At 35.9% G+C, this 25,436-nt stretch carries 27 protein-coding genes; 19 read left to right on the forward strand and 8 right to left on the reverse strand.

Annotation, left to right across the window (positions count from 1 at the left end):
- Positions 1–284: 284 nt before the first annotated feature.
- From hisG to corA, 9 genes are all read left to right on the forward strand, one after another.
- A complete protein-coding gene (gene hisG / locus AC3RVF_RS14850) occupies positions 285–1,142 on the forward strand; it encodes an ATP phosphoribosyltransferase (protein ID WP_489690051.1) in 858 nt (285 codons plus the stop codon).
- Positions 1,143–1,179: 37 nt separating this feature from the next.
- Positions 1,180–2,463, forward strand: a complete 1,284-nt coding sequence (hisD, locus tag AC3RVF_RS14855) for a histidinol dehydrogenase (RefSeq protein WP_489693681.1) — start codon at positions 1,180–1,182, stop codon at positions 2,461–2,463.
- Positions 2,464–2,529: 66 nt separating this feature from the next.
- Positions 2,530–3,579: a histidinol-phosphate transaminase gene (gene hisC / locus AC3RVF_RS14860; RefSeq protein WP_489693682.1), complete on the forward strand. Its 1,050-nt coding sequence runs from the start codon at positions 2,530–2,532 to the stop codon at positions 3,577–3,579.
- Positions 3,579–4,715 carry a bifunctional histidinol-phosphatase/imidazoleglycerol-phosphate dehydratase HisB gene (hisB, locus tag AC3RVF_RS14865; RefSeq protein WP_489693765.1) on the forward strand — a complete coding sequence of 379 codons (1,137 nt, stop codon included), beginning with the start codon at positions 3,579–3,581 and terminating at the stop codon, positions 4,713–4,715. The genes hisC and hisB overlap by 1 nt, the downstream gene beginning before the upstream one ends.
- The gene (gene hisH, locus AC3RVF_RS14870; RefSeq protein ID WP_489693683.1) at positions 4,716–5,309 is read left to right on the forward strand and encodes an imidazole glycerol phosphate synthase subunit HisH; all 594 of its coding nucleotides are present in this window, start codon (positions 4,716–4,718) and stop codon (positions 5,307–5,309) included.
- Between the two features lie 16 nt (positions 5,310–5,325).
- Positions 5,326–6,084, forward strand: a complete 759-nt coding sequence (gene hisA, locus AC3RVF_RS14875; protein WP_489690047.1) for a 1-(5-phosphoribosyl)-5-[(5-phosphoribosylamino)methylideneamino]imidazole-4-carboxamide isomerase — start codon at positions 5,326–5,328, stop codon at positions 6,082–6,084.
- Positions 6,074–6,829, forward strand: coding sequence for an imidazole glycerol phosphate synthase subunit HisF (gene hisF / locus AC3RVF_RS14880; protein ID WP_489690046.1), 756 nt, complete (start codon positions 6,074–6,076; stop codon positions 6,827–6,829). The genes hisA and hisF overlap by 11 nt, the downstream gene beginning before the upstream one ends.
- Positions 6,830–6,834: 5 nt before the next feature.
- Positions 6,835–7,440 (forward strand): bifunctional phosphoribosyl-AMP cyclohydrolase/phosphoribosyl-ATP diphosphatase HisIE, encoded by a 606-nt coding sequence (hisIE, locus tag AC3RVF_RS14885; RefSeq protein WP_489693684.1) that lies wholly within the window; start codon positions 6,835–6,837, stop codon positions 7,438–7,440.
- A 46-nt stretch (positions 7,441–7,486) separates the two neighbouring features.
- A complete protein-coding gene (gene corA / locus AC3RVF_RS14890) occupies positions 7,487–8,572 on the forward strand; it encodes a magnesium/cobalt transporter CorA (protein ID WP_489690044.1) in 1,086 nt (361 codons plus the stop codon).
- 87 nt (positions 8,573–8,659) lie between these two features.
- Here the strand turns inward: corA and AC3RVF_RS14895 are convergent, their stop codons facing one another.
- Entirely contained in the window at positions 8,660–10,234 is a 1,575-nt protein-coding gene (locus AC3RVF_RS14895; RefSeq protein WP_489693685.1) for a T9SS type A sorting domain-containing protein, read from the reverse strand.
- Between the two features lie 738 nt (positions 10,235–10,972).
- Between AC3RVF_RS14895 and AC3RVF_RS14900 the strand changes: the two genes are divergently transcribed.
- From AC3RVF_RS14900 to AC3RVF_RS14945, 10 genes are all read left to right on the forward strand, one after another.
- The gene (locus AC3RVF_RS14900; protein WP_489693686.1) at positions 10,973–11,536 is read left to right on the forward strand and encodes a TetR/AcrR family transcriptional regulator; all 564 of its coding nucleotides are present in this window, start codon (positions 10,973–10,975) and stop codon (positions 11,534–11,536) included.
- Positions 11,537–11,630: 94 nt separating this feature from the next.
- Complete coding sequence (locus AC3RVF_RS14905; RefSeq protein ID WP_489693687.1) at positions 11,631–12,032, forward strand: hypothetical protein; 402 nt, start codon at positions 11,631–11,633, stop codon at positions 12,030–12,032.
- 84 nt (positions 12,033–12,116) lie between these two features.
- A complete protein-coding gene (locus AC3RVF_RS14910) occupies positions 12,117–12,680 on the forward strand; it encodes a carboxymuconolactone decarboxylase family protein (protein WP_489690040.1) in 564 nt (187 codons plus the stop codon).
- 99 nt (positions 12,681–12,779) lie between these two features.
- Positions 12,780–13,094, forward strand: a complete 315-nt coding sequence (locus AC3RVF_RS14915) for an EthD family reductase (RefSeq protein ID WP_489690039.1) — start codon at positions 12,780–12,782, stop codon at positions 13,092–13,094.
- A gap of 73 nt (positions 13,095–13,167) precedes the next feature.
- Positions 13,168–13,926: a haloacid dehalogenase type II gene (locus tag AC3RVF_RS14920; protein ID WP_489693688.1), complete on the forward strand. Its 759-nt coding sequence runs from the start codon at positions 13,168–13,170 to the stop codon at positions 13,924–13,926.
- 30 nt (positions 13,927–13,956) lie between these two features.
- Positions 13,957–14,772: a hypothetical protein gene (locus AC3RVF_RS14925; RefSeq protein ID WP_489693689.1), complete on the forward strand. Its 816-nt coding sequence runs from the start codon at positions 13,957–13,959 to the stop codon at positions 14,770–14,772.
- Between the two features lie 10 nt (positions 14,773–14,782).
- Entirely contained in the window at positions 14,783–15,457 is a 675-nt protein-coding gene (locus AC3RVF_RS14930; protein ID WP_489690036.1) for a hypothetical protein, read from the forward strand.
- A gap of 78 nt (positions 15,458–15,535) precedes the next feature.
- Positions 15,536–16,192 carry a DsbA family oxidoreductase gene (locus AC3RVF_RS14935; RefSeq protein ID WP_489693690.1) on the forward strand — a complete coding sequence of 219 codons (657 nt, stop codon included), beginning with the start codon at positions 15,536–15,538 and terminating at the stop codon, positions 16,190–16,192.
- A 52-nt stretch (positions 16,193–16,244) separates the two neighbouring features.
- Complete coding sequence (locus AC3RVF_RS14940; RefSeq protein ID WP_489693691.1) at positions 16,245–16,901, forward strand: peroxiredoxin-like family protein; 657 nt, start codon at positions 16,245–16,247, stop codon at positions 16,899–16,901.
- Positions 16,898–17,272 carry a DoxX family protein gene (locus AC3RVF_RS14945; protein WP_489693692.1) on the forward strand — a complete coding sequence of 125 codons (375 nt, stop codon included), beginning with the start codon at positions 16,898–16,900 and terminating at the stop codon, positions 17,270–17,272. Before AC3RVF_RS14940 ends, AC3RVF_RS14945 begins: the two co-directional genes overlap by 4 nt.
- 152 nt (positions 17,273–17,424) lie before the next feature.
- On the opposite strand, the gene AC3RVF_RS14950 is transcribed toward AC3RVF_RS14945, so the two are convergent.
- The 7 genes from AC3RVF_RS14950 to AC3RVF_RS14980 all read right to left on the reverse strand — a co-directional run bounded on the left by AC3RVF_RS14950 (position 17,425) and on the right by AC3RVF_RS14980 (position 25,216).
- Entirely contained in the window at positions 17,425–17,649 is a 225-nt protein-coding gene (locus AC3RVF_RS14950; protein WP_489690032.1) for a hypothetical protein, read from the reverse strand.
- A 178-nt stretch (positions 17,650–17,827) separates the two neighbouring features.
- On the reverse strand, positions 17,828–18,469 hold the full coding sequence (locus AC3RVF_RS14955) for a thiamine phosphate synthase (protein ID WP_489693693.1): 642 nt from the start codon (positions 18,467–18,469) through the stop codon (positions 17,828–17,830).
- A 105-nt stretch (positions 18,470–18,574) separates the two neighbouring features.
- Positions 18,575–20,233, reverse strand: a complete 1,659-nt coding sequence (locus AC3RVF_RS14960; RefSeq protein ID WP_489693694.1) for a hypothetical protein — start codon at positions 20,231–20,233, stop codon at positions 18,575–18,577.
- Positions 20,234–20,310: 77 nt separating this feature from the next.
- A complete protein-coding gene (locus AC3RVF_RS14965) occupies positions 20,311–20,835 on the reverse strand; it encodes a hypothetical protein (RefSeq protein ID WP_489690029.1) in 525 nt (174 codons plus the stop codon).
- Complete coding sequence (locus AC3RVF_RS14970; protein ID WP_489690028.1) at positions 20,832–22,082, reverse strand: DUF6638 family protein; 1,251 nt, start codon at positions 22,080–22,082, stop codon at positions 20,832–20,834. Before AC3RVF_RS14970 ends, AC3RVF_RS14965 begins: the two co-directional genes overlap by 4 nt.
- 126 nt (positions 22,083–22,208) lie before the next feature.
- Complete coding sequence (locus AC3RVF_RS14975) at positions 22,209–24,161, reverse strand: AAA family ATPase (protein WP_489693695.1); 1,953 nt, start codon at positions 24,159–24,161, stop codon at positions 22,209–22,211.
- Positions 24,161–25,216 carry a hypothetical protein gene (locus AC3RVF_RS14980; RefSeq protein ID WP_489693696.1) on the reverse strand — a complete coding sequence of 352 codons (1,056 nt, stop codon included), beginning with the start codon at positions 25,214–25,216 and terminating at the stop codon, positions 24,161–24,163. Before AC3RVF_RS14980 ends, AC3RVF_RS14975 begins: the two co-directional genes overlap by 1 nt.
- Positions 25,217–25,436 lie beyond the last annotated feature (220 nt).

The following is a 25,436-nucleotide window of genomic DNA, read 5'->3' on the forward strand; positions in this document are numbered from 1 at the left end:
TATTGATTTTTCAGCAGTTCACAATTGCTTGGGTGAAAGTAAAGAATTTGCATCAAAAATTAATAAAGCGTTAAATTTTTATATTCACAGTTTGTTAAACAGAATTTTTGTTTAGTTTTGTCCTCACAATTATGAACAAAACAGTATTACATCATAATCATATTCTTTTCCACGCTCCTGCGAGGTGATATGACTGTTGTATAACTTAACAATATTCAAAACCCGTTTGAGCAATCAAACGGGTTTTTTTGTGCCCAAAACTCAACTAAATAACATTTCAAAAAATGAAAAAATTAAAAATAGCAGTACAAAAATCAGGGCGTCTTCACGACGAATCGCTTGCCTTGCTAAAGGATTGTGGGATTTATATAGACAATGGTCGCGAACAGTTAAAAGCTTCGGCATCCAATTTTCCGTTAGAAATCTATTATTTACGCAATGGCGATATTCCGCAATATTTAAAAGATGGCGTGGTGGATTGTGCCATTATTGGTGAAAATCTTTTAGTTGAAAAAGGCAATGAAATTTCAATTGTGGGTCGTTTGGGCTTTTCAAAATGTAAAGTTTCACTAGCCGTCCCAAAAAATGTCAAATACAATTCTATTGAAGATTTCAACGGAAAAAGAATTGCTACAAGCTACCCAGAAACCACTCGAAATTATCTAAAAGAAAAAGGAGTTGAGGCAGAGCTTCACATAATTAATGGAAGTGTAGAAATAGCGCCCAATATTGGGCTGGCAGATGCTATTTGCGATATAGTGAGCAGCGGCAGCACTCTTTTTAAAAACAATTTAAAAGAGGTGGAAGTTATCTTAAAAAGTGAAGCCGTTTTGGCTGTTTCCCCAACTATTACAGACGACAGCAGTAAAATCCTGAATAAACTTTACTTCAGAATCCAATCGGTTTTGCAAGGTCGCGATTCGCGTTATGTGCTTCTAAATGCTCCAAACGATAAGATTGAAGAGATTATTAAAATTCTTCCGGGCGTTAAAAGTCCAACGTTGCTACCATTGGCCGAGGAGGGCTGGAGCAGTATTCATTCGGTTGTAAATAGAGATACTTTTTGGGAAGTAATTGAAGAGCTTAAAGCAGCTGGAGCCGAAGGAATTCTAGTTTGCCCAATTGAAAAAATGATATTTTGAGCGACGAAATACGAACGACGAATTTGAATTAATTAAGATGAATAAAATATATAACCCGAAACCTGAAACTTGGAGTGCTCTTCTAAAAAGACCCACCCAAACCATAGCCGATATTGAAGCCACGGTAAACGAAATATTTTCAGAAGTAAAAACAAAAGGTGATGCGGCTGTAAAGAAATACACCCAGCTTTTTGATGGTATTTCTATTGAAAATCTATTAGTTTCAAATGAAGAAATTGCTGCTGCTGAAAAAGAGGTTTCAAATGAATTGAAAGGCGCAATTAATCTGGCAAAAGCAAACATCGAAAAATTTCACAGTTCTCAAAAAACCGAGAGAATTACTGTAGAAACTACCGAAGGTGTGGTTTGTTGGCAAGAAAAACGGCCTATTCAAAAGGTGGGATTGTATATTCCTGGGGGATCTGCGCCTTTGTTTTCAACGGTTTTAATGTTGGCTATTCCCGCAAACATTGCGGGATGCAAGGAAATTGTTCTCTGTACACCACCCGATAAACTTGGCAATATCAACCCCGCAATTTTATATACCGCCAAGTTGTGTGGCGTTACCAAAATTTTTAAAATCGGAGGAATTCAAGCCATCGCGGCTATGACTTTTGGCACTGAAACGGTTCCTTCGGTGTATAAAATATTCGGACCGGGAAATCAGTTTGTAACTGTTGCAAAACAGATTGCAACCAAATACGGCGTAGCAATAGACATGCCTGCAGGTCCTTCGGAATTGTTGGTCTTTGCTGACGAAACAGGCAATGCTTCCTTTGTTGCTTCAGACCTTTTATCACAAGCGGAACACGGCGCAGACAGCCAGGTAATTCTGGTTACAACTTCGGAAAAACTTATGATTTCAGTAGAAAAAGAGATTGAAAAACAACTTCAGGTTTTACCGCGTAACGCAACTGCGGCGAAAGCTATTGAAAATTCAAAACTGATATTGGTTGAGTACAATACACAAGCAATCAATCTTATTAATGAATACGCTCCGGAACACTTTATTGTAATTTCAAAGGAAGAAGATTTTTTTACAGAAAACATTCAAAATGCAGGTTCTGTATTTATTGGAAATTACACGCCTGAAAGCGCTGGTGACTATGCTTCGGGCACCAATCACACTTTACCAACCAATGGTTATGCAAAGCAATATAGTGGTGTAAATCTAGACAGTTTTTTGAAAAACATGACCTTTCAAAAAATTTCTAAAAAAGGAATCCAAAACATAGGCAAGGCTATAGAAACAATGGCAGAAGCCGAAGGTTTACAGGCTCATAAAAACGCTGTGACCTTAAGATTGAATAGTTTAAAATAATTACCTGGTTTAATACGCTGTCACCCTGAGCGCAGGCGAAGGGTCGTGATTTTAAAATATAAGAATATGACAAACAAATTTGACATACAATCCCTCATCCGTCCAAATGTGGCCAAAATGAAGCCATACAGCTCGGCGCGTGATGAATTTAAAGATTTTGACCGCGAAATGATATTTCTCGATGCGAATGAAAATCCTTTTGAAACTGACGTAAATCGTTATCCCGATCCGCAGCAGCGACAATTGAAAAACATTCTTTCAAAGCAAAAGAACATTCCGGTGGATCAAATGCTATTGGGTAATGGTAGCGATGAAGTACTCGATTTAATCTTCCGAGCGTTTTGCGAACCAGCCAGAGACAACGTAATTACGCTGCCGCCAACCTACGGTATGTATAACGTTTTGGCTAATTTGAACGATATTGAAAATAGGGAAGTGTTGCTAGATTCAGATTTTCAGCCAGATATGGACGAAATTTCAAGAACTGCAGATACGCGCACCAAGCTATTATTCATTTGTTCTCCCAACAACCCAACGGGTAATTTAATTTCTACCAAAAGGATAATGAGCTTGCTCAACAATTTTAAGGGATTAGTGATAATTGATGAAGCATATATCGATTTTGCAAATGCGGAAAGTTGGATTTCAAAACTAAGCGAATTCCCCAATTTAATTGTTACCCAAACTTTGTCTAAAGCATACGGTTTGGCGGGAATTCGACTAGGAATTTGTTATGCTTCCGCAGAAATAATTGCGGTTTTAAACAAAATAAAACCTCCCTATAATATCAATAAACTTACTCAGATAACTGCAATTGAACAACTGCAGAACAATACTAAAGTTAAAACCGATGTTAAATCATTAATAGAGGCAAAGGGGCAATTACTTAAAGCTTTAGTAAAAGTAGATTTTATTGAGAAAATATATCCAACAGATGCGAATTTCATCCTCATAAAAGTAGATGATGCAGATAAACGCTACTCACAATTGTTGGAAAATGGCATTGTGGTACGAAACAGAAGTTCGCAGCCGCTTTGTGAGAATACACTACGAATAACCATTGGCACAACTTCAGAAAATGAAAAACTAATCGCCACACTAAAAACATTGAAATGATGAAGAAACGTGTACTTTTTATAGATCGCGACGGCACAATTATAAAAGAAACCGTCGACGAACAAATTGATGCTTTTGATAAAATGATTTTTTACCCGAAAGTGTTCACCTATCTCGGAAAAATCGCCAAGGAGCTAAATTTTGAATTGGTTATGATCACCAACCAAGACGGCTTGGGAACAGATTCTTTTCCCGAAGAGACCTTTTGGCCAGTGCATAATTTTATAATGAAATCATTTGAAAATGAAGGAGTGCGTTTCAGTGAGGTCTTAATCGACCGTACGTTTCTGCATGAAAAAGCCGCTACGAGAAAACCCGAAACCGGTTTGTTGAAAAAATACTTTTCAGAGGAATACGACCTTGAAAATTCCTTTGTAATTGGCGATAGGTTAACAGACATAGAACTCGCTAAAAACCTTGGTGCCAAAGGAATTTTCATTAATGATAATACAAATTTGGGAACTTCGGAAATATCAATAAAGGCTGAAGAACTTCAGCAATACATTGCTTTAGAGACTAACGATTGGCAACAAATTTATGAGTTTTTAAAACTGAAGCAGAGGGTTTCTAAAATTCAAAGAAAAACCAATGAAACCGATATTTCAATAAAATTGAATTTAGATGGAACTGGCAAAAGCGCTATAAGTACAGGAATTGCATTTTTTGACCACATGCTGGACCAATTGGCACGACATGGGCAAATGGACCTAGAAATCACCGTAAAAGGCGATTTGGAAGTGGATGAACACCACACCATCGAAGACACGGCAATTGCTTTGGGCGAAGTTTTCAATAATGCATTGGGCGATAAATTGGGAATGGAGCGCTACGGTTTTTGTTTGCCGATGGATGACTGCTTAGCACAAGTTGCAATTGACTTCGGCGGACGAAATTGGCTGGTTTGGGATGCAGATTTTAAGCGCGAAATGATTGGCAATATGCCAACAGAAATGTTTTACCATTTCTTCAAAAGCTTTACCGATGGTGCAAAGGCAAACCTAAACATTAAAGCAGAAGGAACCAATGAACACCACAAGATTGAAGCAATCTTCAAAACCTTTGCAAAAGCAATCAAAATGGCAGTAAAACGTGATGCTGAAAAAATGATTCTGCCGTCAACCAAAGGAATGTTATAAATGAAAATAGTTATTATTAATTACGGAGCGGGGAATATTCAAAGTATAAAGTTTGCCTTGAAACGTTTAGGTGTGGAAGCTATTTTAACTGACAACGAAGATGAAATTAGAAATGCAGAAAAAGTGATTTTCCCCGGTGTAGGCGAGGCAAGTAGCGCGATGCAAAAGTTGAAAGCTTCGGGTTTGGATAAAGTAATTCCCACTTTAAAACAACCCGTTTTAGGAATCTGTTTAGGGATGCAATTGCTCTGTAATGCTTCCGAAGAAGGAAATACGAAAGGTTTGGGTGTTTTTAATGTGGATGTAGTTCGATTTTCAAACACCGTAAAAGTGCCGCAAATAGGGTGGAACCAAATCCAAAATCTGAAATCAGAGCTGTTTCAAAATGTTGCAGAAAACGAATTTATGTACTTGGTGCATAGTTATTACGCACCGCTATGTAAAGAAGCCATTGCAACTTCAGAATATGACGTTCAATACACAACGGCTTTACAAAAGGACAATTTTTACGGCGTGCAATTTCACCCCGAAAAAAGCAGCACTGCCGGCGAGCAAATTCTGAAGAATTTTTTAAATCTAAAATCTAACGTCTAAAATCCAATATCTAAAAATGAGAATAATACCAGCAATAGACATTATAGACGGTAAGTGCGTTCGACTTTCAAAGGGCGATTACAGCACAAAAAAAATCTATAACGAAAACCCTTTGGAGGTTGCCAAACAGTTTGAAGCACACGGAATTCAATATTTGCATTTGGTAGATTTGGATGGCGCAAAAAGCAAGCACATAGTAAACCATAAAATTTTGGAAGAAATAGCCTCCAATACCAAACTAAAAATTGATTTTGGAGGTGGTTTAAAAACAGATGAAGATTTGCGAATTGCCTTTGAATGTGGCGCCAACCAAATCACTGGCGGCAGTATTGCTGTGAAAGACCCAAAAACTTTTAAAAGTTGGTTGCAAAAATTCGGAAGTGAAAAAATTATTTTGGGCGCGGATGCCAAGGACGAAAAAGTAGCAATCAGTGGTTGGATGGAAAATTCAGATGAAGACTTAATTCCTTTTATTCAGAAATACATTGAAGAAGGTGTAAGCTATGTAATATGCACAGACATTAGTAAAGATGGAATGTTACAAGGCCCATCCTTTGATTTATATAAAAAAATAATTAACCAATGTCAGTCTGAGCGCAGTCGAAGACCTAATAGCAGCGGAATCAAACTAATTGCCTCCGGCGGAATTTCAACCTTCGATGAACTTCCCAAACTTGCAGAAATAGGATGTGAAGGTGTGATAATTGGAAAAGCTATTTATGAAAACAGAATAAGTTTAAAACAACTCCAAAATTATATTTTAAATGCTTTGTAAACGAATAATACCGTGCCTAGATATTAAAAACGGAAGAACCGTAAAAGGAATCAATTTCCTCGATTTGCGGGATGCTGGTGATCCTGTAGAACTTGCAAAATTTTATTCCGAAAATGGCGCGGACGAATTGGTATTTCTAGACATTTCAGCAACCGAAGAACGCAGAAAAACATTGGCTGATTTAGTTTTGAAAGTGGCAGAAACCATAAATATTCCTTTTACAGTGGGCGGCGGTATTTCATCGATGGAAGATGTGGAAATACTCCTCAATAACGGAGCTGACAAAGTATCGATAAATTCCTCGGCAGTAAAAAATCCGCAGCTGATAAACGAACTGGCTTCAAAGTTTGGATCGCAGTGCATTGTGGTTGCCATTGACGCAAAACAGATTGACGGCAAATGGATTGTGCATTTGGTAGGAGGGAAGATACCTACCGAATTAGATTTGTTTGATTGGGCTAAAGAAGTTGAACAGCGAGGCGCGGGAGAAATTCTTTTCACCTCTATGGACAACGATGGTACTAAAAATGGTTTTGCGAATGAAGCTTTGGCGAAACTTTCAACAGAATTAAATATTCCCATAATCGCCTCTGGAGGTGCGGGAAGCGTCCAACATTTTACCGATACTTTTGTTGAAGGAAAGGCAGATGCCGCTTTGGCTGCCAGCGTTTTTCACTTTAAAGAAATTACGATTTCAGAATTAAAAAAAGAATTAAAATCACAGGGTATTCCTGTTAGAATATAACTAGTATGAAAATAGATTTTAAAAAATACAGCGATGGGCTTGTTCCCGCAATAATTCAGGATAATTTAACAAATAAAGTGTTGATGCTTGGTTATATGAATGAAGAAGCATTTTTGAAAACCAATCAGTCAAAAAAGATTACTTTTTTCAGCAGAAGTAAGCAAAGACTTTGGACAAAAGGAGAGGAAAGTGGTAACTTTTTAAATCTTGTTTCTATTGCGGTTGACTGCGATAATGATGCGCTTTTAATAAAGGTGAATCCCACGGGGCCCGTTTGCCACAAAGGAACCGATACTTGCTGGCAGGAAAATAATGTTTCAGATTTTGGCTTTATTTCGGAGTTGGAAAGCATTATACAAAATAGAAAAGGAACTGCTGAAAATGAAGATAGTTACGTTGCTTCTCTTTTCAGAAAAGGCATCAATAAAATAGCGCAGAAAGTAGGCGAGGAGGCAGTAGAAGTGGTGATTGAAGCAAAAGACGATAATGATGATCTCTTTCTAAATGAAAGTGCAGATTTGCTTTTTCATTACCTGATCTTGCTTCAGGCAAAAGGTTTTACGTTAAACGATATAGAAAAAATTCTTCAGCAGCGCCATAAAGCAGAATAAACCTTCTACTTTTTTCCTACCTTTAAAAAATATAATTCACTTTTTTATGGCTGCAAAAAGAAGAAAAAAGACTCAAACTACTAAAATAGAACCCAAAAGAGCCAAAAACCTTTCCCCTGGAACCGTGAGTTATACGGGGAAAAAAACGACTACGGTTACAGAGCTCGATATAATAGATTATTCCAAAGAACACTATCATCGTTTTGAAACAAACAACATAGAAGAGGCCTTTAATTACGAGGATTCTACTAATATTACGTGGATAAATGTAAACGGTTTAAGCAACACAGATGATATTATTACCCTCGGAAATCATTTTGAGCTACACCCGCTTATTCAGGAAGATATTGTAAGTACCTATCAGCGGCCCAAGATTGATGAGTATGAAGATTACCTGTTTATCGTTTTTAAAATGTTGCATTATGATAATGAACAACTTACAAACGAGCATATAAGTCTCGTAATGGGCAAAGATTATGTTTTAATATTTCAGGAAGCGGAAGGCGATGTGTTCGGCGATCTGCGGGAGCGTTTGGAACACGGAAAAGGCCGCATTCGCGGATTGGGTTCAGACTATTTAATGTTTGCCATTCTTGATGCCGTAGTAGATAATTATTTCACTGTGGTTGAATTTTTAAGCAATAAAGTAGAATTGCTGGAAGATAAACTTTTCGACAATAAAGAAGATCCTAACATTACGGAGGAAATTCAAGAACTGAAAAAGGAGATCCTGAAAATTAGAAAAGCGGTAGTTCCCTTGCGCGAGGTGGTTAACCGATTGGAAAAAATAGAATCACCGCTTATTGAAGAACGCACAAATAAATACATTCGAGATTTATACGATCATATTATTCAAGTAAACGAAAGCGTAGAAATATATCGTGAAATGATTTGGGGACTAATGGATATGTATATGACCACCATTAGCAACAAAATGAACGAAGTAATGAAGGTGCTTACCATTATGGCCTCCATATTTATACCGCTAACCTTTATGGCAGGAATTTACGGGATGAACTTTGACCATATTCCCGAACTCCACTTCAGATACGGTTACTATTACCTCTGGGGTGCAATGATTTTAGTGTTTTTTGGAATGATTTGGTATTTTAAAAGGAAGAAGTGGTTGTAAATTAGTTTACAGTTTTATTCTAGCTAAAACAAAAAGACCGATACACAAGTGTAACGGTCTTTCTTACTTAACAAATGAACAAATAAATTATTGTATAATCACTTTTTTCACGATACTCTTATCGTTTCCAGTAAATTGTAAAATATAAGTACCGGGATTATGTATTGTATTGATTGTTGTTGGTCCAGATATCTCTTGCGTTGCAATAGTTCTGCCCAATAAATCGAATATGGTTAATGTGTAGCTATCTTGAGTTTGAATATTAAATCCACCTCTTGATGGATTAGGGAAGATTGACAATGATGAATTATCATAAGAATTTACACTAAGAACTGTATTACCTCCCATTTCATAAAAAACTTCTCTTTCGTCAAAATCTACTCCATCATCAAAACGTTTATCGTTCCAAACTACATGTAAATTTCCGTCACCATCAAATTCGCAAGAAGGACCTATCAATGAAGGGTCTTCATTGTTAATTTGGAAAGGAACGCTAAATCCGTCTGCGTCGTTGTAGGACATAAACATATTTTCGTCTGCATAAAGGTCTGTGTAAACAATTCCACAGTTACCATCTGCATCACAATCTAAATCTATTCTTTTAATATTTCCATTAGGTGCATCAATCTCAAATGGGTCAGAAGTAACTTCAAATAAATCTGCAGTACTATCATACTTATAGATTGTGAAAGAAGCTCGTATTGGAGCTAATTCAGAATGTAATGTAAGTACTGTTACGTCATCATTACCAGAAGATGCTATACTATAATTTAAGCCTGTAGCATTGGTTATTGGTAAAGTTTTGAAGCTGGTTAAATCGTGAGTGGTTTCATCATAAATTTTGTAACCTAGCTCTTTCCCGCCACTTATGTCTTGTGTAAAAAGAATCATTGTTTTTCCACCTCCTAAGTTTTCTACGTAGGGAGCACCTGCATTAAAGCCATCATTAAGATCAGATACAGCTATGTCTGCAGACCAGGTTGTACCGTCAAAATATGATAAGTAAATTTCTTCTTCAGTTCCATTTTCGCGATTGTCCCAACCCCAAACTACTACCGGTAGATTGTCGCTAGTTGTAAAAATTTCATGTCTGCCGCTATTATGGTTTACGGTACCACCAAGATCTGAAACCTTAACACCATCATTCCATGTATCCGTAGCTGCATTATAGTAAGAATAACCAATATAATTACGTACATTTTCAAAAGCCCAAACATTATACGTAGCATGAACATCGCCATTTTCGGTAGCAAGAACAGTTGGAAAGTGGTTATTTCTATCACCAATTTCTCCGCCTTTATCTACAAATATTGGTGTTGACCAGGTACCGCTTGGATCTTTCATTCTATACATAATTTTTTGCAAGCCGTTTGCGTGATTGTCGTTATAAACAATATGCGCAGTCCCATCGTTGGTAACACTCATTCTCGGATTCCAAGAATCTACAGTCGGGTTTTCAGATACATTATGATCTGTATTGCTCCAGTCTAAATCAATGGTATTTATTCTCTGTTCTTCATTTTCGAGAATACTTCTAGACTGAGGGAGTGTTTTAAAATAGACTTTGCCGTTCGCATCTGTAGTTTGTTGTGGTAGATCTTGTGAATAACCACTAAATGTAAACAAGCCTATTGCACAAAATGATAGTAAAAAATGTTTCATAAATATAATTGTGTTTAGTTAATGTTTTAACCAAATATATTTAAATTTTGATGATAAAAAAACAATAAAAACTTGATTTAAGTGTGTTTTATTGAAGTATTCGCAATATTTACATAAACATAATTATGTGTAGTTTAAGAATATAATTGCAGAATATTGCCGATAATTGTTAAAAATCTATATTTCGTTTTGAAATTTTATTTGAAAGTTAAATTTACTTTTTCAAAGTATATTTTAAAATCCATTTGTAATAGGCTGTTTTTTATGAAATTTTTAACACAATCAACTTTTTAGATTACTGACAGACTTTTTTAAAAATGACTTTCCTTAGAGATAATCAAGAGCGGGCAAAACTTTTTCTATTGATTTAATATATTCTGGCAAAAAGTCAATATTTTAATTAAGATTCATTGGAAATAACCGACTATATATTTATTACATTAAAATAAAAGTAGGTATAACTATTATAGACGTTTTTTTAATTAACCAAAAAACAAATATGTCGGGTGGTGGAAGCCTAAGACTATTGTCTCAAAATAGAAGGTGTATCGCTAATCTAAATGAAATTTTCAACTTGACTTGGGGTTTAGGATTAACTAATTATTGTTAGCATCTATAATTCTTCACATAACCATGAAACACAAAAGAAAGTTAAAATCTTTTTTATAACTAACCAATTGTTTAGTTTTGTCTTGTATTAAAATAGACATCGCTTTCACGAAAGGAAAATAGTTAAAAATGGCACGTAAAAAAGAATATATAGAATCTGAAGTTATTGACAAGGCAATGCATTTGTTTTGGCGTAATGGTTATGAAAACACTTCCATGCAGTCGTTAGAGAAGGAGATGGGCATCAACAAGTTTTCAATATATTCAAGTTTTGGCAGCAAACAAGGCGTCTTTTTGGAAAGCTTAAAATGTTATAAGGAAAAAATAATGGTCGTTTTTGAAAAATTTCAAAAGGCCTCAAAAGGAGTTGAAGACATTAAACAATTTTTTTATGACTCGGTAAATATTAGCCATCAAGTAGGAAATCAGAAAGGTTGCTTGGTAACGAATACATACAATGAATTTTCACAAAGTGAAGATCTAATTATTAGAGAGCAGATGAATGAGTTTATGGAAAACCTTAAAATAATATTCGTCGAAAAACTAAAAATGGATTCAACTAAAGGTGCAGCTACAATATTAAAACAAGCTAATTATTTATTATTAGCGAAACACGGTTTAGCTGCCGCCACAAGAGTTAACAGTCAGCAAGAAATTGAAGACTATATTGAAATGACATTTCACAATATTTAAAGATTTTTTTTACCCTAAAACTAAACGTTTGGTTAGGAATTTATAAACATTAAATAATTACACTATGAAAACTTTAATCTTAACAGTATCCTTGATGATATCTTCGGTATCCATATTTGCTCAAAATACTACCACGATATCTAATAACGACCTTAATAAAGAGCAAGTTGTTTTGCAAAAAGATGCACTTTCAAGTTTCACAATGGATGTGGCTCCACAAGACAATTTTAAATATCGTGATTTTTTGAAAATAGCAGCAAACTCTGAAGAAACCTATCAAATAGGTCAACACATATTCACAAAAAAAGAGTTCACTAAACTAATCCGTAGAGGTTCAAAAAATTCTAAGAATCTAAATGAATTTGAAGAATATCTAGATGCTAAAAACCCACAAATTACAAGTCATTTATCGAATACCGATATGATTCTCTTGTATCAAACATTTAGAGAAGGAACGTTTCAAAAATATGTAGATGACCTAGTCTCAAATTTTTAGAATAATACTCGAAACACCAAGAATATTTAACCCAATACCGAACATTAGTTTGGTTTATTAATAATAATTATAAAAATAAAAAATATGACAACTTTAAAAGTTCACAACATGGAAACTGCACCAGAAGGCAGTAAAAAATTATTAGAAAATTCACAAAAAGCTTACGGTATGATTCCAGGCTTACACGGTGTATTGGCTGGCGCGCCCGGAATTTTAGAAGCTTACCAAACACTACACGAATTATTTGTAAACTCATCATTTAATGAAGAAGAGTTAACCGTTGTATGGCAATCTATAAACGTAGAGCACTCTTGTCATTATTGTGTTCCAGCACATACTGGAATTGCAAAAATGATGAAAGTAGATGATACTATAACAGAAGCATTACGTAACGAAACGCCTCTTGAAAATCCTAAATTGGAAGCATTGCGCACCATGACTTTATCTATGGTTCGCAATCGTGGAAACGTTTCTGAAGAAGAATTAAATACATTTTATGCTGCTGGTTATGGCGAAAGACAAGTTTTAGAAATTATTTTAGGATTGTCTCAAAAAACCATAAGTAATTATACAAACCATATTGCAAAAACACCTGTAGATGAGGGTTTTAAAAAGTTTGCTTGGTCTAAAGAAAATGTGGTTTCTTAATCCCCAAAACCACAGTTTGTTGGTTGCAATAAACCTTCCGTTTATTCGGAAGGTTTATTAATTATATTAAAATCAAATTCTATTTAAAAACATACAATTATGATAAAAGTATCTGTAATGTACCCAAACAGCAAAGATGTAAAGTTTGATGCAGAATATTATAAAAACAGTCATTTGCCAATGCTTATTAAAGCACTTGGCGATTCGTTAAAAGGATTAGAATTAGACTTAGGTTTGGCAGGTAAAACTCCTGGTGAATTAGCGCCGTATGTTGCAATTGCGCACTTAAAGTTTGATGATGTTGCAACTTTCCAAGCTTCATTTGGCCCACACGCAGAGGTCTTTTCGGCCGACGTAAAAAACTACAGCAATGTAGACGGCGAACTTCAAATAAGTGAACTTGTAACATTTTAAAAAAGATAAATAACAATCTTGGTTTAATAGAATGACAAACAACAGAAGAAACTTTATAAAAAATATAGGACTTATGGGAGCATCAGGAATTATTATGCCTAGTATGGCTTTAGGAAATGTGCAAGCAAAAGAACAAAGTAATTTAGATACTAAGGTTCGACCTAAAGTATTGTTTTTTGATGTAAACGAAACTCTTTTAGATCTTACCAGCATGAAAAAACAGGTTGGGGAAGCTTTAAATGGCAGGGAAGATCTACTGTCACTTTGGTTTACAACGATGTTACAATATTCTTTGGTGACTACTGCGAGTGGGCAGTATGAGCACTTTGGAAATATTGGAGCCGCCGCATTACAAATGGTTGCGGCAAATAATGATATTTCAATATCGGAAACAGAAGCACGAAACACAGTACTAAATTCATTACGTGGCCTTCCAGCCCATCCTGAAGTTAAAGCCGCACTAGCTCAATTAAAGGAAGATGGATACAAATTAGTATCGTTTACCAATTCATCAAATGAAGGGGTTAAAAAACAATTTGAAAGCGCTGGTTTAACTGAATATTTTGATGAAAGGCTAAGTGTTGAAGATGTTGGAAAATTCAAACCCTTTGCAGACACTTACTCTTGGGCTGCACGTAAAATGGGTATAAAACCCGAAGAATGCATGCTTATTGCAGCACACGGATGGGATGTTGCCGGTGCTATGTGGGCAGGTTGGCGCGCCGCGTTTATTGGTAGACCGGGACAACAATTATTTCCACTTGCTCCAAAAACAGAAATTGATCAACCAGATTTAAAAGCAGTAGCAGATATTCTGGTAACTTACAAATAAATTAATAAACCAATCTTTAAATCAAAAGCGATGAAATTATTTTTTACTGGTATTCTAAGTTTATTGTTATTGTCTTGTGGCAACAACACTGATAAAAACAAAGCAGATTCACAAAAAGAAACTGTTCCAAACTTTCAAAATAAAGGTCACGAATTAGTATATAATATGGCTCAGAAAGTAGGTAACTACGATAAACTTCTTGAAAAAAAGGATGTTGTTTATACCTACACCTATCAAACGCCAGATGGCAAAAAAGATGTCGCAACCGAGAAATATATATTTAAAGGAGAATTGTCTTATGGTGCTTATAACCAACACGAAAGAACATTACCACAGCTTGAAGGATTAATGGAGCAAGGTTATAACGGCAGTGAATTCTGGTTAAAACACAACGGCGAAAGCTTAACAGAGGAGGACTTTATGAAAAGGGTTCGTTTTAATAGACCCACTAATTTTTACTGGTTTACCATGATGCAGAAATTATTAGATGATGGTATAAAATACGAGTACTTAGGCGAAAAAGCAATAGATGGCAACGAATACGATATCGTAAAAGTAACCTTCAATACAAATGATAAAAAGCCCACAGATACGTATCAACTTTATATAAATCGAGAGACAGCGCTGGTTGATCAATTCCTGTTTACCGTTGCAGATTTTGGCATGATGGATCCTAATTTGATGAAGCTTGAATATGAAAATATAGACGGATTTTTAATTCCAACAAAGCGTATTTATAAAAAATCTACTTGGGAAGCCGATGTAACTGATGCCCCGTGGATAAAGGTAAATTGGACAGATATTAAGTTCAATAATAACCTAACGGAAGAAGATTTTAAAAAATAACAATACCCAAATGAGTGTGGAAATAGCGGAGATAAACATACAAAATATCGCAAAACATTGTATCGAAAATGTATTTCGGACAAATGTTGATACTGCGGGATTTATTCATTTAGACTTCGGAAAAGATCTAAACTCCATTCAACTTAGATCTATTATGGTTGAATTAAAGAAAGAACTTTCTAAATTCACATTAAAACAATTCAACAAAGAACTAACCTATCATTGGCTTGTTCGCTTTGACCAACAAGTCAACACGCCTTTTCATTTAGATAATGCAGAAGAACAATCATTTTTAATGTTAGGCTACGAGCCAAGTGAAATAGAAAGTGAATTATACCTAGCAGATTATTATAAATATGCTAATTATAGCGGGATGGCTCCAGAAGGGTATCTTAAAAACTTTTCACCAGTTTTTAAAGAAGATGAATCTTTACTTTCGCCATATATCACCAAGGTTAAACCATTTAAAAACGATAGGTATAAAATTGTTTTAATCAACAACAGCAACCCAAACTCAGATCGAGAAACCTTAGGTGTGTTCCATAAAGCAGTCATTGTGAATCCCGACTTAAACAAAAGCAGAATAGTAAACTCCATGCTTATAAATATGTCGTCCAAATTAAATAGCAGCAAAAATGAAAACAAGGAATTGGAGTTTATTAATACGAACGTAATAAGCAAATAGCAGAACATACTTTTAAATTGTATTATAAACGCAACAAACAAAATAAGGTTCGTTAACTAACATCAATAAATAGAAATTATGACAAATAAATTAAAAATAGATATCGTTTCAGATGTAGTATGTCCTTGGTGTACCATTGGTTACAAACGTTTAGAAAAGGCAATTTCAGAACTTGGTATTCAAGATCAGATAGAAATAGAATGGCAACCTTTTGAGCTAAACCCAAATATGCCTGCTGAAGGTCAGAATGTAACTGAACATATTTCAGAAAAATATGGCTCTACTATAGAGCAGCAAAAAGAATCGCAGCAAAATATGACAGATATAGGGAATGAACTTGGTTTTACTTTCGATTATTTTGATGAGATGCGAATGGTAAACACTTTTGATGCGCACATTATATTAGAATATGCCAAAGAATTCGGGAAACAAACCGAATTGCAAATGAATTTAACGAAAGCATTTTTTAGTGATCGCAAAGATGTTTCTAAAAGAGACATTTTAAAACAAGCGTTGCTAGAAGTTGGATTAAATGCGGAAGAAGCATTAGCTAAATTAGACAGTGAAGAAGCGCAAAAAGAAGTGCGAAGCAAACAATCCTATTGGAAAGATTTAGGCGTTAATTCTGTACCAACCATTGTATTCAACAGAGAAAGTGCAGTAACAGGCGCACAACCTGTGGATGTTTTTAAACAAGTGCTGTCTGAATTAATTGAAAAACAGAAAACAGTTTAATATCACAGCTTTTTTCAGTTGAAATAAAACATCGTGTAAAAACATGGAAACAATGAAAAATAAAGGTGATTTAGACGCCTTGTTAGACGTAAAACGTAAAGAAGGTGCAGGTAAATTCACCGAAGAAAAAAGTAGAATTTATGCTGAAGGAATAAAAACCGTAGCAGATTCTGGAATTCTGGATAAGGCATTGAATGTTGGAGATACAGCGCCAAATTTCACACTTAAAAACGCGTTAAACAAGTCTGTTTCTTTATACAACGAATTAGAAAACGGACCTGTAATCTTAACTTGGTATAGAGGTGGGTGGTGCCCTTATTGTAATATAACATTACACTATTTACAGGAAAAACTACCCGAATTCCAAAAAGCAGGGGCAAAGCTTATAGCATTAACTCCCGAGTTGCCGGATAATTCTTTAAGCACTTCAGAAAAAAACAATTTAAAATTCACAGTTTTAAGCGATGTTGGTAATTCAATCGGAAAAGAATATGGTGTTGTATTTCAACTAACAAACGAAGTTGCTTCCATTTATGAAGCGGGATTTGGTCTGAGTGAAAAGAATGGTGATGATAGCAACCAATTACCTCTGGCTGCAACCTATGTAATTGATAATAGAGGAATAATTCAATACGCCTTTTTAGATGCTGACTATAGAAATAGAGCTGAACCTGAAGATATATTAAATGCTTTAAGAAAATTAAAATGAAAAAAATCTTAAATCAAATTATCAATTTTGCAATAGTTGGGGTAATGACCTTTTTTGCAATCCCTAAATTATTAGGAAAACCGCAGAGTATTGCAGGTTTTAAGCAATTTGAGAATGCTATTGAAATAGATGCGGACTTTTTCCGAATATTTACCGGTATTTCAGAATTAGGCCTGGCAGTTATGTTTCTACTATTTGCAATCAATAAGAGCGAAACCCTTGGAAAAATAGCCTTCTTATTTTTATTAATTACGATGTTATCAGCATTAGGACTGGAGTTTTTCGCAAGACCAGAACCTAAAGTAGTTTTAGTAATAATAGCCGTAATACTTGCATTATTAGCGAGTTATAGGTTAAAAGAAATTAAATAAACCTTCGGTTGCTTGCACTTTCAACTCTATAGTATTGTGTAGTTTTTTAGGAGAACATACGCCTTTAAAAAACGTAGCCATTCGAAGCCAAATAAGATAAGGTGCTATTAATAACGTTTTAAATTCTTAATTGTTTAAAAAGTAAAACTTCGTCATTCAATAATTTCGTAGTCAATAGCTAGTTTTCGTAAAGCTCTTAAAGCAGAACCACTGTCTTTATCTTCAACCTCAATGTCTACAGCATCTCCTTCTAAGAGTATATCTGTAAGTTCATGGGCTAAGGAATCATTCATATTCAATGAAATCGTAACCATACAGTTAGCTATCGCTCTTTTATCTGGCCGCTGAGCATCACAAGACAATAAGTTTAATTTCATAATACAGATTTATTCATGCAAGATACTAAACACAAAAAGAACTAATAGCGCAATTATAGGCGAAGCTATATTTTCATAACTCATAATTCATCGTTTATTCGTCGCTCGTCGCTCGCAACTCGTCGTTCATTTGTCGCTCATCGCTCATCGCTCGTAACTCGTAACTCGTAACTCCCGATCATTCAAACGTATATTTTTGCTCAGCAGTAGAAGACGCATTAAGCAATTCATTAAATGTTTTTATTGAATTAAAATCGCGAGTAATTGCTTCGGAAACGGCAACTCCAGAAATTCCTGTTTCGAGAATGGCTGTTACATCGGCTGTGGTAATACCGCCAACAGCGAGAATGGGGGTGCCGGTTTTCAAAATATCAAGAATGGCAGCATAGCCTTTTAAACCTAAAACTGCGGGTAAATTTTCTTTCGCTGCCGTTTCTCTAAACGGGCCTAAACTAATATAATTTACTTGCTTGTCAAGGAGTGTATCACAGTCTTGCATGGTATTTGCGGTGCCGCCAATAATTTGCCAAGAGTATAGATGTTTTCTAGCAACAGTAGGGCAGGAGTCAGTTTTTCCTAAATGCACGCCGTCTGCTTTTACTTCTCTGGCAATTTTATAAAAATCGTTAATAATCAATCTAGTTTGAAAATGCGAAGTAATTTCTCTAGCCTCTGCCGCGAATTTTAAAAGTTTCTTTTCCGGAACATTTTTTAAACGCAATTGCACCAATTCTGCCCCAGAACTGCAAGCCTTTTGGATGTTTTCCAAATGCGCAGCCGGAGATTCTCCCTGAGATATGTAATGTAGTTTAGGTATCAAATCTATGTACTATATTTAAAAATCATTAATAATTTAACCAAAGTCGGTACAGCGAAGCTGTCATAAATCCTATAGCGAAGCGGTCCTAAGTCTTTCCCTTCAACACTACAGACCACTCTCCTCAACCAATTTCCGTCCAGCCCCCCCTTCAATTAAAACCGAATCCTTTTCAACCAGGGGCCGAACATCAATTTCAATTTTCTCGGGATATAAATCTTTATCGGTAAGGCCTTCTGAAGCTTTCCAAGTTTCGCCCAATTGTTTTAGTATTTTTTCGTTCCATTCGCTTGGGTGTTTTGCATCTACCCAAATTACGTCGCGATATTCAACATCTATCAATGCCAAATCTGGGGTGGCGGCACCGTCAAATTTTTTGCTGTCGTCGCGTTTTGAAGTCACTGTTGAAAGTACAAACAATCGTTTTCTTCCAGCAATCTCCTTTATAAAAGGTCGGAATTCTACCGGCTTATTCACTGACCAATCGTATTCTTTTCTCGATTCAATTACTTTTAAAGGCATTGCACTAACTCCGGCCAATCCTTCTTTTTTTGCTGCGTGATTGTAATAGTACAACTTATCTGTTCCATCTGCAGGCACAAGTACGCTAAATGATAAACTTGTGCGTTCTTCGCCAATTGGTTCTAAGCCAAACCAATGATATAGGCCGTTGTATGCATCAATATCCATTCCGCTAAAATCAAAATCTGTTACAAAAGGTTGCTGATTTTGATCGTCTTCCAAATCTGGAATTTTTACTGCCGTTTCCATATTCCAAGGCAGCGGATCTGTAAATCCTGCCAAAAATTGCAAGGATTGTGCTTCGAGTCTCGAAACTCTTTCCGACAATGTATTTTGACGCGTTAAATACGGATGATTTTGTATTTCGTTGGGAGGAATATACGTGCCTTTCCCAATTGTAATTCGTTCTAGATAATCTGTGAAATTGTGTTCGCCAGCGTCAATGACCATCACGCCTCCGTAAGCAGGGTAGGGAAAGAAGAAACCTTTCCAACGAATTAAGCTCACCACTTGAACCCATTTACCGCTATCGTCTTTCATATAAAAAACTTCAGTGGGTTCTAAATTAAAAAGTTGAAAAATATTAAAACGCTGCACAACCGCATTGTAGGTGTTTCGGCTAAAAGCAAGCGATTCGCCAATTGAAAATGTTACTGGAATTCTATTTTTATCTGAAAACCTTGGAAAAGGCGAGGTGCTTTCAACAGAAAAAAGTTCTTCAGTATTATCATTTATGCGCTGCCAAGTATATTCCGCTGCTGGTTGTACAGCCATTGTCCATTGGTTAGTACTATCAACCCGCACTAGTTGTGGTGGCGATACTTCCTGTGTTTCACCAATACTTTCGTACGCCATGGTAACAATATTGTTATACGGTTGTATACGTTCATTTTGGGTTAAGGGAAGCTCATTTAATTCAGTTAAATTCAGATTGTTAAATACGTTATAGCTCTGCATAAATTTATACAGTCCAATTTGCCACCCAAAAAGCCAGCTAGTTGCAAAAAACGCCACAATTCCCAACAAAATAAGAATACGTCGCCCTCCATTGGCTGCACTCCTAAATTTTGAAAGTGTGAACCATAAAAATAGAGCACTAATTATAATAAGAAAAATAAACCTCCGCAGAAATAGTAAAACCGGTTGATAATCATCCCGTAAAAAAAACAGCAATAGCAGCAATACAAAACCGCTAATTATAAGTATCCTTTTTTGTTTCGGCCCTTTTAGCCAATATTTTTTCATACCGATCAATTCAAAATTAAATGTGTTTCAAACGCTAATAATTTATTTTCTCAAGTCTCAAGTCTAATGTCTCACCTCTATTTAATCATCCCCTTATTCTTCAACCTTTCCCTAGCACTTAACTTCGGCTCTTCGGTTTCTGTACTTGGTTTTGGCTCGGGTTCAATATCCTCTTCCGGTTCAAAATTATCGCGGATGTCTTGTGTAAATTCGCCGATGGTTTCTTTGCCTTTATTGTATGCTTTTTCAAGATTTTCTTTCTTGGTTTTATCTCTGGCAAAAAGAAACAATGAGGCTATATATGTTCCGAGAATTGTCGCCACGATTGCCGAAATAAAATACTGAATGTAATTAACCACAAACGGTAATACTACTGCAATTACTGCGGCTGCAATTAGATACAACAACGTAATCCAAACCAACCGCATGAGAAAATCCTGGTGATGTACAAATCCTTTTCGGCTTTCAGGTTTCATCTGTAACTCTTTGCTATGCGTAAGTTTGTTGAAAAATCGGTAAATTCGATTGCTCTTAGATTCTGTCCAATACAGGATAATTCCGAATAGAACTGCGGCGATAAAAACTATGATTTCAAAAGTCATTGTATTTCGTTTTTAAGTTCTTCTAAGATACAATCTATTGCCCAATCTTTATAACTATCGCCCCACAATGCAAATTGCTTGTAGAATTTTTCTTTGTCGTACCAATATAAATGTACGGGGTCGGCAGGTAAAACTTTAGTTAACAGTTGCCAAATTATTTCCTGATCTTCTGGTTGAAGCGAAGAATGTGGTTCCTGTAAAGCCTTTAAATAAAATAGCTCTATCATATTTTCAGGCACTAAATTGCTTTCAACGGCTTTTTTCTGATTGTATATTTCAACGCACATAATTTGCTTTTGTGCTGCAACAGGTAATTCGTTTAAATATTTTTTAAACAATAATCTACTGTTTAAAATATCGCAAATTGGGTGATCTGTTTTACTTAAATAGGTTGAAAAAAGATGTTTTTTTATACGTTCGTACCGTTCTGATTTTGCTGCTTTCGAATAATTAATCTCAGTGATTATATCGCGTTTAAGCGTGGTTAGTAATTCTTCGTGTTCAATATGAAATAGCAAAACATCATAGGTAGTATTTTTAATTGCTTGATTGAAGGTTTCTTTCGATTCAAAAACGAGGATTGGTTTTATAAAATCCTGCAACACAAATACGCCTCCAAAAGCTTTTGTGTAAAATGATGTAATATCTAAACTCAAATCGGTCAGTTTAAGTTTTCGATTGCGTAAATCGCCATTCTTTTTGGAAGAATCGAGTAACTTTTGATGAATTTCTCGATTGATAAAATTATTGCCTTTTTCGTATAGTTTTATAAGGTCATTCTGTTCCTTTTGTTTTGCTTGCAGGTCGCCCAGCACCTGAAAACTTATTGCTATTTTTTTGTAATTCAATAAATCAAAGGCTTCGTAATAGGCGTCTATGTTTTGATCTAACTGCACCACGAGGGCAGAATCTTTGGTTATATCTTTAATTTGATTGCGATACGCAGCAAAAACAGCATCCATTAAATTACGGTCAAAACTGTGGTAGGGCATAAAAACTGGTTTGCCTTCCTGTTGCGGCGAAATAATTATAGCATTGGCATTTGCCTCTCCAATATTTAGATAAAAGTTGTTGTTTTTTTCTTCCGCAATTTCTGGGCTCCATCCGTTTGCATCTATTGAAAACGTTGCCAATTTACTTGCCGAAACCCCAAGCAAAGCCAAACATTCGTTGTAGCGTTTAACTAAACTGCCGTTCACGTTTACGAGGCCATCGCCAAATAATCCAGCTTGTATTAATTTGTCCAAAAAGTTTAGAGTTTATGAGTTGAGATGTTTAGTTTTTATCACCACGAATACACGAATATTTTTTTTCTTTTACTGCTACTGCTACTGCTACTGCTACTGCTACTGCTACTGCCCACTGCCACTGCCTTATTCAAACTCCTTCCTCGCGGCCAATTGCACCTTCATATCGGCAATCCTACTATCAACCTGACGTTTAAAATCGGTATCTGCAATTGTGGCAACATTGTCTAAATAGCGCACTGTTTCCTGCCTTCTAATATCACTAAAATTAAGGCCTTTCATATTCTGTTTCATCAAATCCTGCAACATTTTAAACTTGGTGTCGTAATCTTTTTTGAAATAAAGCGTCGGGTCTTCGAACCATTGCTTCGGTAAGTCGAAATCTGATAATCGCAACGAAATAGCACTCTGAATATTCCTGATATCTCGGGAAGAGAAAAACGCAAATTCCTTTTGAATATTTTTATATAACTCCGCAAAAAACAAATGCTGATTGGTCTTGAATTTGCTTTCCGTACGTTCGTAAATTTCCAAAACCTTCGCTTCAGTTGGTTTTTCACTCTGATTTAATATTTCACCCAAATTATTAACCAATCCCTGTTCGCTTAAAAATGTATATTTTTCAGGATTTGTCATATTTATAAAATCGGGCATCGTTTTTTCAAACTTGCGCCACCAAAGATAATCTTGGTCTATAAAATCTGGAATCGTTCGTGCCCCATCAATTTTAAACCTGCCTTGCACGCGACTTATTACAGCTTTGTCTAGCATTTCGGGCAAGTTGGTAAAAAGACCGATGCTGCTATTGCCATAATTTATGGCGTAAGCCCCTTCTGTATATCTTAAGAAAACGCCGATAACTTCTTTTACACCCGCCGAAACGCCTTGTGCGGTACGTTCCTGTAGATTATTTTCGGCATCGTCTATTGGCGCAAATATTAGTTTTGTAGGGTCGCTTAATGGCTTCATCCATTGCACCATTTTTTCGGCGCTACCTCCTTGAAAAGTTGATATTAACGTATCTGGCATTGGGTGAAAAAGAAACGGAATATCCAGATTCTCGCAATGCATTTTCAACCTAGTTGCAATTGCTGCGATAAGCATACTTTTTCCTGTACCCGGAATTCCATACCCCATAAATACCGGCATAAACCCGCCCAATTCTTGAAAAGGGTTTTTCTTCGCCTCAAAATCATAACTCAACATGCGTTCGGTTAAACGCCGTGCAAAGTGTTTGGCGTCGCGGTTTCCAACAATTTCTTCAAATTGTATTTTATTGAATTCAACACTTTTGGCAGTACCTTCCATAGTGTTTTCCCAGCCCGAAATAGCAAATTCGCTTTTCTCAAGTTTATAGGTTCTATCTTCAATGGTTTCGGTAAAATCTAGGGAAGCAATTCGCATCTGAATTTCAACAATAATCGCTTCAAAAAAGACAACACTAAAAACTACCACATCTTCATCGCTGGTTATAATTTCTGGGTGATTCAAGTATTTGTCGAAGTAAAACAACATACACGAAATACCTTTCAGTGGCGACATAAGCGACAATTCAGGTATGCCGGCAAACTTGTTTTTCATTACCGCCAAATCGTCTGAAACGCTCGGTTTTAAATCGTATAATATCCGGTAGGCGCAACCGTAGAGCATAAATGCCGTGGCGGTTTGCTGTTTGCTATCAAATTCGTGTCTTTGCCCATTGTCTAAAGTAGAGAGTTTTTCGCTTAAACCAGATAAACCAGAGGCATCGGAGTAATTATCGCGCAGCCAAATGGCCATTGTTAGTCCCTCCTGCAACGACAAAAGCGCTTGGTTTAGTCGCAACGGAATGGCTATAGAATCTGGTAACAATCGCTTCTTTAAGGCTAAGATTGTTTTCGAAATTGATATTACTTCGTTGTTGGCTGTGCCATTCGCCTTTGCCAAATACATCATAATTGAAGTATCTGCCACATTTTTGTCGCGGCGTTTTGCTTTGTTGCCCTGTTCCCATTGAATTCCTTTTAAATAGGAAGTTGCTTCATCGCGAAGTGCCTCTAATTCCGAAATTTTTATGGGAAATGTACTGTTGTGTTCCATTAATTTAATTTTAATTCGGGGATTTCAAATGGGTCTAAAGTGAGTGAATGAAGTGTTTCAGGGATTTTATCATACAGAAGCTGCATCACGCGATGGGAGGTAAACAAATACTTCTGACGCTTTTTACTTTCCCAGAGTTGCAATTCTTGTCTGTTGAAAATATTGCCTTCGTTAAAATTACCCGAACTATTTATTTCATCTATTGAAATTGCCATGGCATATGCCGAAATATCTACCGTTTTATCTACAATGCCTTGCAACAAAACGTGAGTTATATCGAGTTCGTCTTTTGCGAAAATGCTATGTAACGGACCAAAATCTACTACCCGTAATTTTTTAGGCAATAGCTTAGGCAACTTTTTGTCGATAGCATACGCCATCATATCCAAACTCATATTCCTATCGGCAACGGTTTCTAACACTTCGTAAATATTTGGAGTGTATTCTTCGAGCGTTTCTTTGTACAAATCGAAATTCAAAAAGCAGATAAACGCACGGTTAAGGGTAATGTCGTAAAAACTCCAACTTACCATATATTCGCCTTCGGTTTTATTTACATTCGTCACTATTTTCCCTTGAATAAACCGTCTGAAAATATAGTGTTGATCTACCGAAGTATAATAAATTATAGATGCCGCTTGCTGTAGTTTTCTTTCTGAAATATGTTCGCGATCCTTTAAAAGGGTTTCCAAAAACTCCTTTTTAAGCGTATCAATATCGGGCAACTTGTTTAAATGTTCGTGCCTTAAATTAAGATCATTGATAAGGTATCTAAATTCCAAATAATTAGGAAATCCAGATTCGGTAAGGTCAATGCGCATTTTTTCCTCATCGTCAAACAAGTATTTTATTCTGAAGGCTTCGAGGGAATAGGTGAGTAGCTCGCAGTATTGTTTTATAAAAGTGACTTCTGTTTCACTGCAAATACCCTTTTTCGACATCGCTTCCTGTAGATTTTTAAACGCATGGTTTACAATCTTAAAATACACTTTGTACTGATCCTTGGTTTCAAGAATAGCACTGTCTAAAGGGGTTGCAATGGAATTTAGTGACATTTATTTTATTCAGATTTGAGATTTTAGATATGAGACGTAAGACCGCTGCGCTGTAAGACCGCTTCGCTTTAGGACCGCTTCGCTCTAAGACGTAAGACTTATGACTGCTTCGCTGAAAGATTTAAGACTAAACTTACACTTTTAGTCCTACGTCTTACGTCATTCAGTCTTACGTCCTTTTGTCCTTCGTCTTACGTCCTTCAGTCTTACGTCTTACGTC

Source organism: Aequorivita sp. IT1183, from assembly GCF_058068265.1.

Excerpts from the sequence above, each read along its gene's own strand:
- hisG (WP_489690051.1), top strand. The coding sequence starts at position 285 with ATGAAAAAATTAAAAATAGCAGTACAAAAATCAGGGCGTCTTCACGAC.
- hisD (WP_489693681.1), top strand. The coding sequence starts at position 1,180 with ATGAATAAAATATATAACCCGAAACCTGAAACTTGGAGTGCTCTTCTA.
- hisC (WP_489693682.1), top strand. The coding sequence starts at position 2,530 with ATGACAAACAAATTTGACATACAATCCCTCATCCGTCCAAATGTGGCC.
- hisB (WP_489693765.1), top strand. The coding sequence starts at position 3,579 with ATGAAGAAACGTGTACTTTTTATAGATCGCGACGGCACAATTATAAAA.
- hisH (WP_489693683.1), top strand. The coding sequence starts at position 4,716 with ATGAAAATAGTTATTATTAATTACGGAGCGGGGAATATTCAAAGTATA.
- hisA (WP_489690047.1), top strand. The coding sequence starts at position 5,326 with ATGAGAATAATACCAGCAATAGACATTATAGACGGTAAGTGCGTTCGA.
- hisF (WP_489690046.1), top strand. The coding sequence starts at position 6,074 with ATGCTTTGTAAACGAATAATACCGTGCCTAGATATTAAAAACGGAAGA.
- hisIE (WP_489693684.1), top strand. The coding sequence starts at position 6,835 with ATGAAAATAGATTTTAAAAAATACAGCGATGGGCTTGTTCCCGCAATA.
- corA (WP_489690044.1), top strand. The coding sequence starts at position 7,487 with ATGGCTGCAAAAAGAAGAAAAAAGACTCAAACTACTAAAATAGAACCC.
- AC3RVF_RS14895 (WP_489693685.1), bottom strand. The coding sequence starts at position 10,234 with ATGAAACATTTTTTACTATCATTTTGTGCAATAGGCTTGTTTACATTT.
- AC3RVF_RS14900 (WP_489693686.1), top strand. The coding sequence starts at position 10,973 with ATGGCACGTAAAAAAGAATATATAGAATCTGAAGTTATTGACAAGGCA.
- AC3RVF_RS14905 (WP_489693687.1), top strand. The coding sequence starts at position 11,631 with ATGATATCTTCGGTATCCATATTTGCTCAAAATACTACCACGATATCT.
- AC3RVF_RS14910 (WP_489690040.1), top strand. The coding sequence starts at position 12,117 with ATGACAACTTTAAAAGTTCACAACATGGAAACTGCACCAGAAGGCAGT.
- AC3RVF_RS14915 (WP_489690039.1), top strand. The coding sequence starts at position 12,780 with ATGATAAAAGTATCTGTAATGTACCCAAACAGCAAAGATGTAAAGTTT.
- AC3RVF_RS14920 (WP_489693688.1), top strand. The coding sequence starts at position 13,168 with ATGGGAGCATCAGGAATTATTATGCCTAGTATGGCTTTAGGAAATGTG.
- AC3RVF_RS14925 (WP_489693689.1), top strand. The coding sequence starts at position 13,957 with ATGAAATTATTTTTTACTGGTATTCTAAGTTTATTGTTATTGTCTTGT.
- AC3RVF_RS14930 (WP_489690036.1), top strand. The coding sequence starts at position 14,783 with ATGAGTGTGGAAATAGCGGAGATAAACATACAAAATATCGCAAAACAT.
- AC3RVF_RS14935 (WP_489693690.1), top strand. The coding sequence starts at position 15,536 with ATGACAAATAAATTAAAAATAGATATCGTTTCAGATGTAGTATGTCCT.
- AC3RVF_RS14940 (WP_489693691.1), top strand. The coding sequence starts at position 16,245 with ATGAAAAATAAAGGTGATTTAGACGCCTTGTTAGACGTAAAACGTAAA.
- AC3RVF_RS14945 (WP_489693692.1), top strand. The coding sequence starts at position 16,898 with ATGAAAAAAATCTTAAATCAAATTATCAATTTTGCAATAGTTGGGGTA.
- AC3RVF_RS14950 (WP_489690032.1), bottom strand. The coding sequence starts at position 17,649 with ATGAAATTAAACTTATTGTCTTGTGATGCTCAGCGGCCAGATAAAAGA.
- AC3RVF_RS14960 (WP_489693694.1), bottom strand. The coding sequence starts at position 20,233 with ATGAAAAAATATTGGCTAAAAGGGCCGAAACAAAAAAGGATACTTATA.
- AC3RVF_RS14965 (WP_489690029.1), bottom strand. The coding sequence starts at position 20,835 with ATGACTTTTGAAATCATAGTTTTTATCGCCGCAGTTCTATTCGGAATT.
- AC3RVF_RS14975 (WP_489693695.1), bottom strand. The coding sequence starts at position 24,161 with ATGGAACACAACAGTACATTTCCCATAAAAATTTCGGAATTAGAGGCA.
- AC3RVF_RS14980 (WP_489693696.1), bottom strand. The coding sequence starts at position 25,216 with ATGTCACTAAATTCCATTGCAACCCCTTTAGACAGTGCTATTCTTGAA.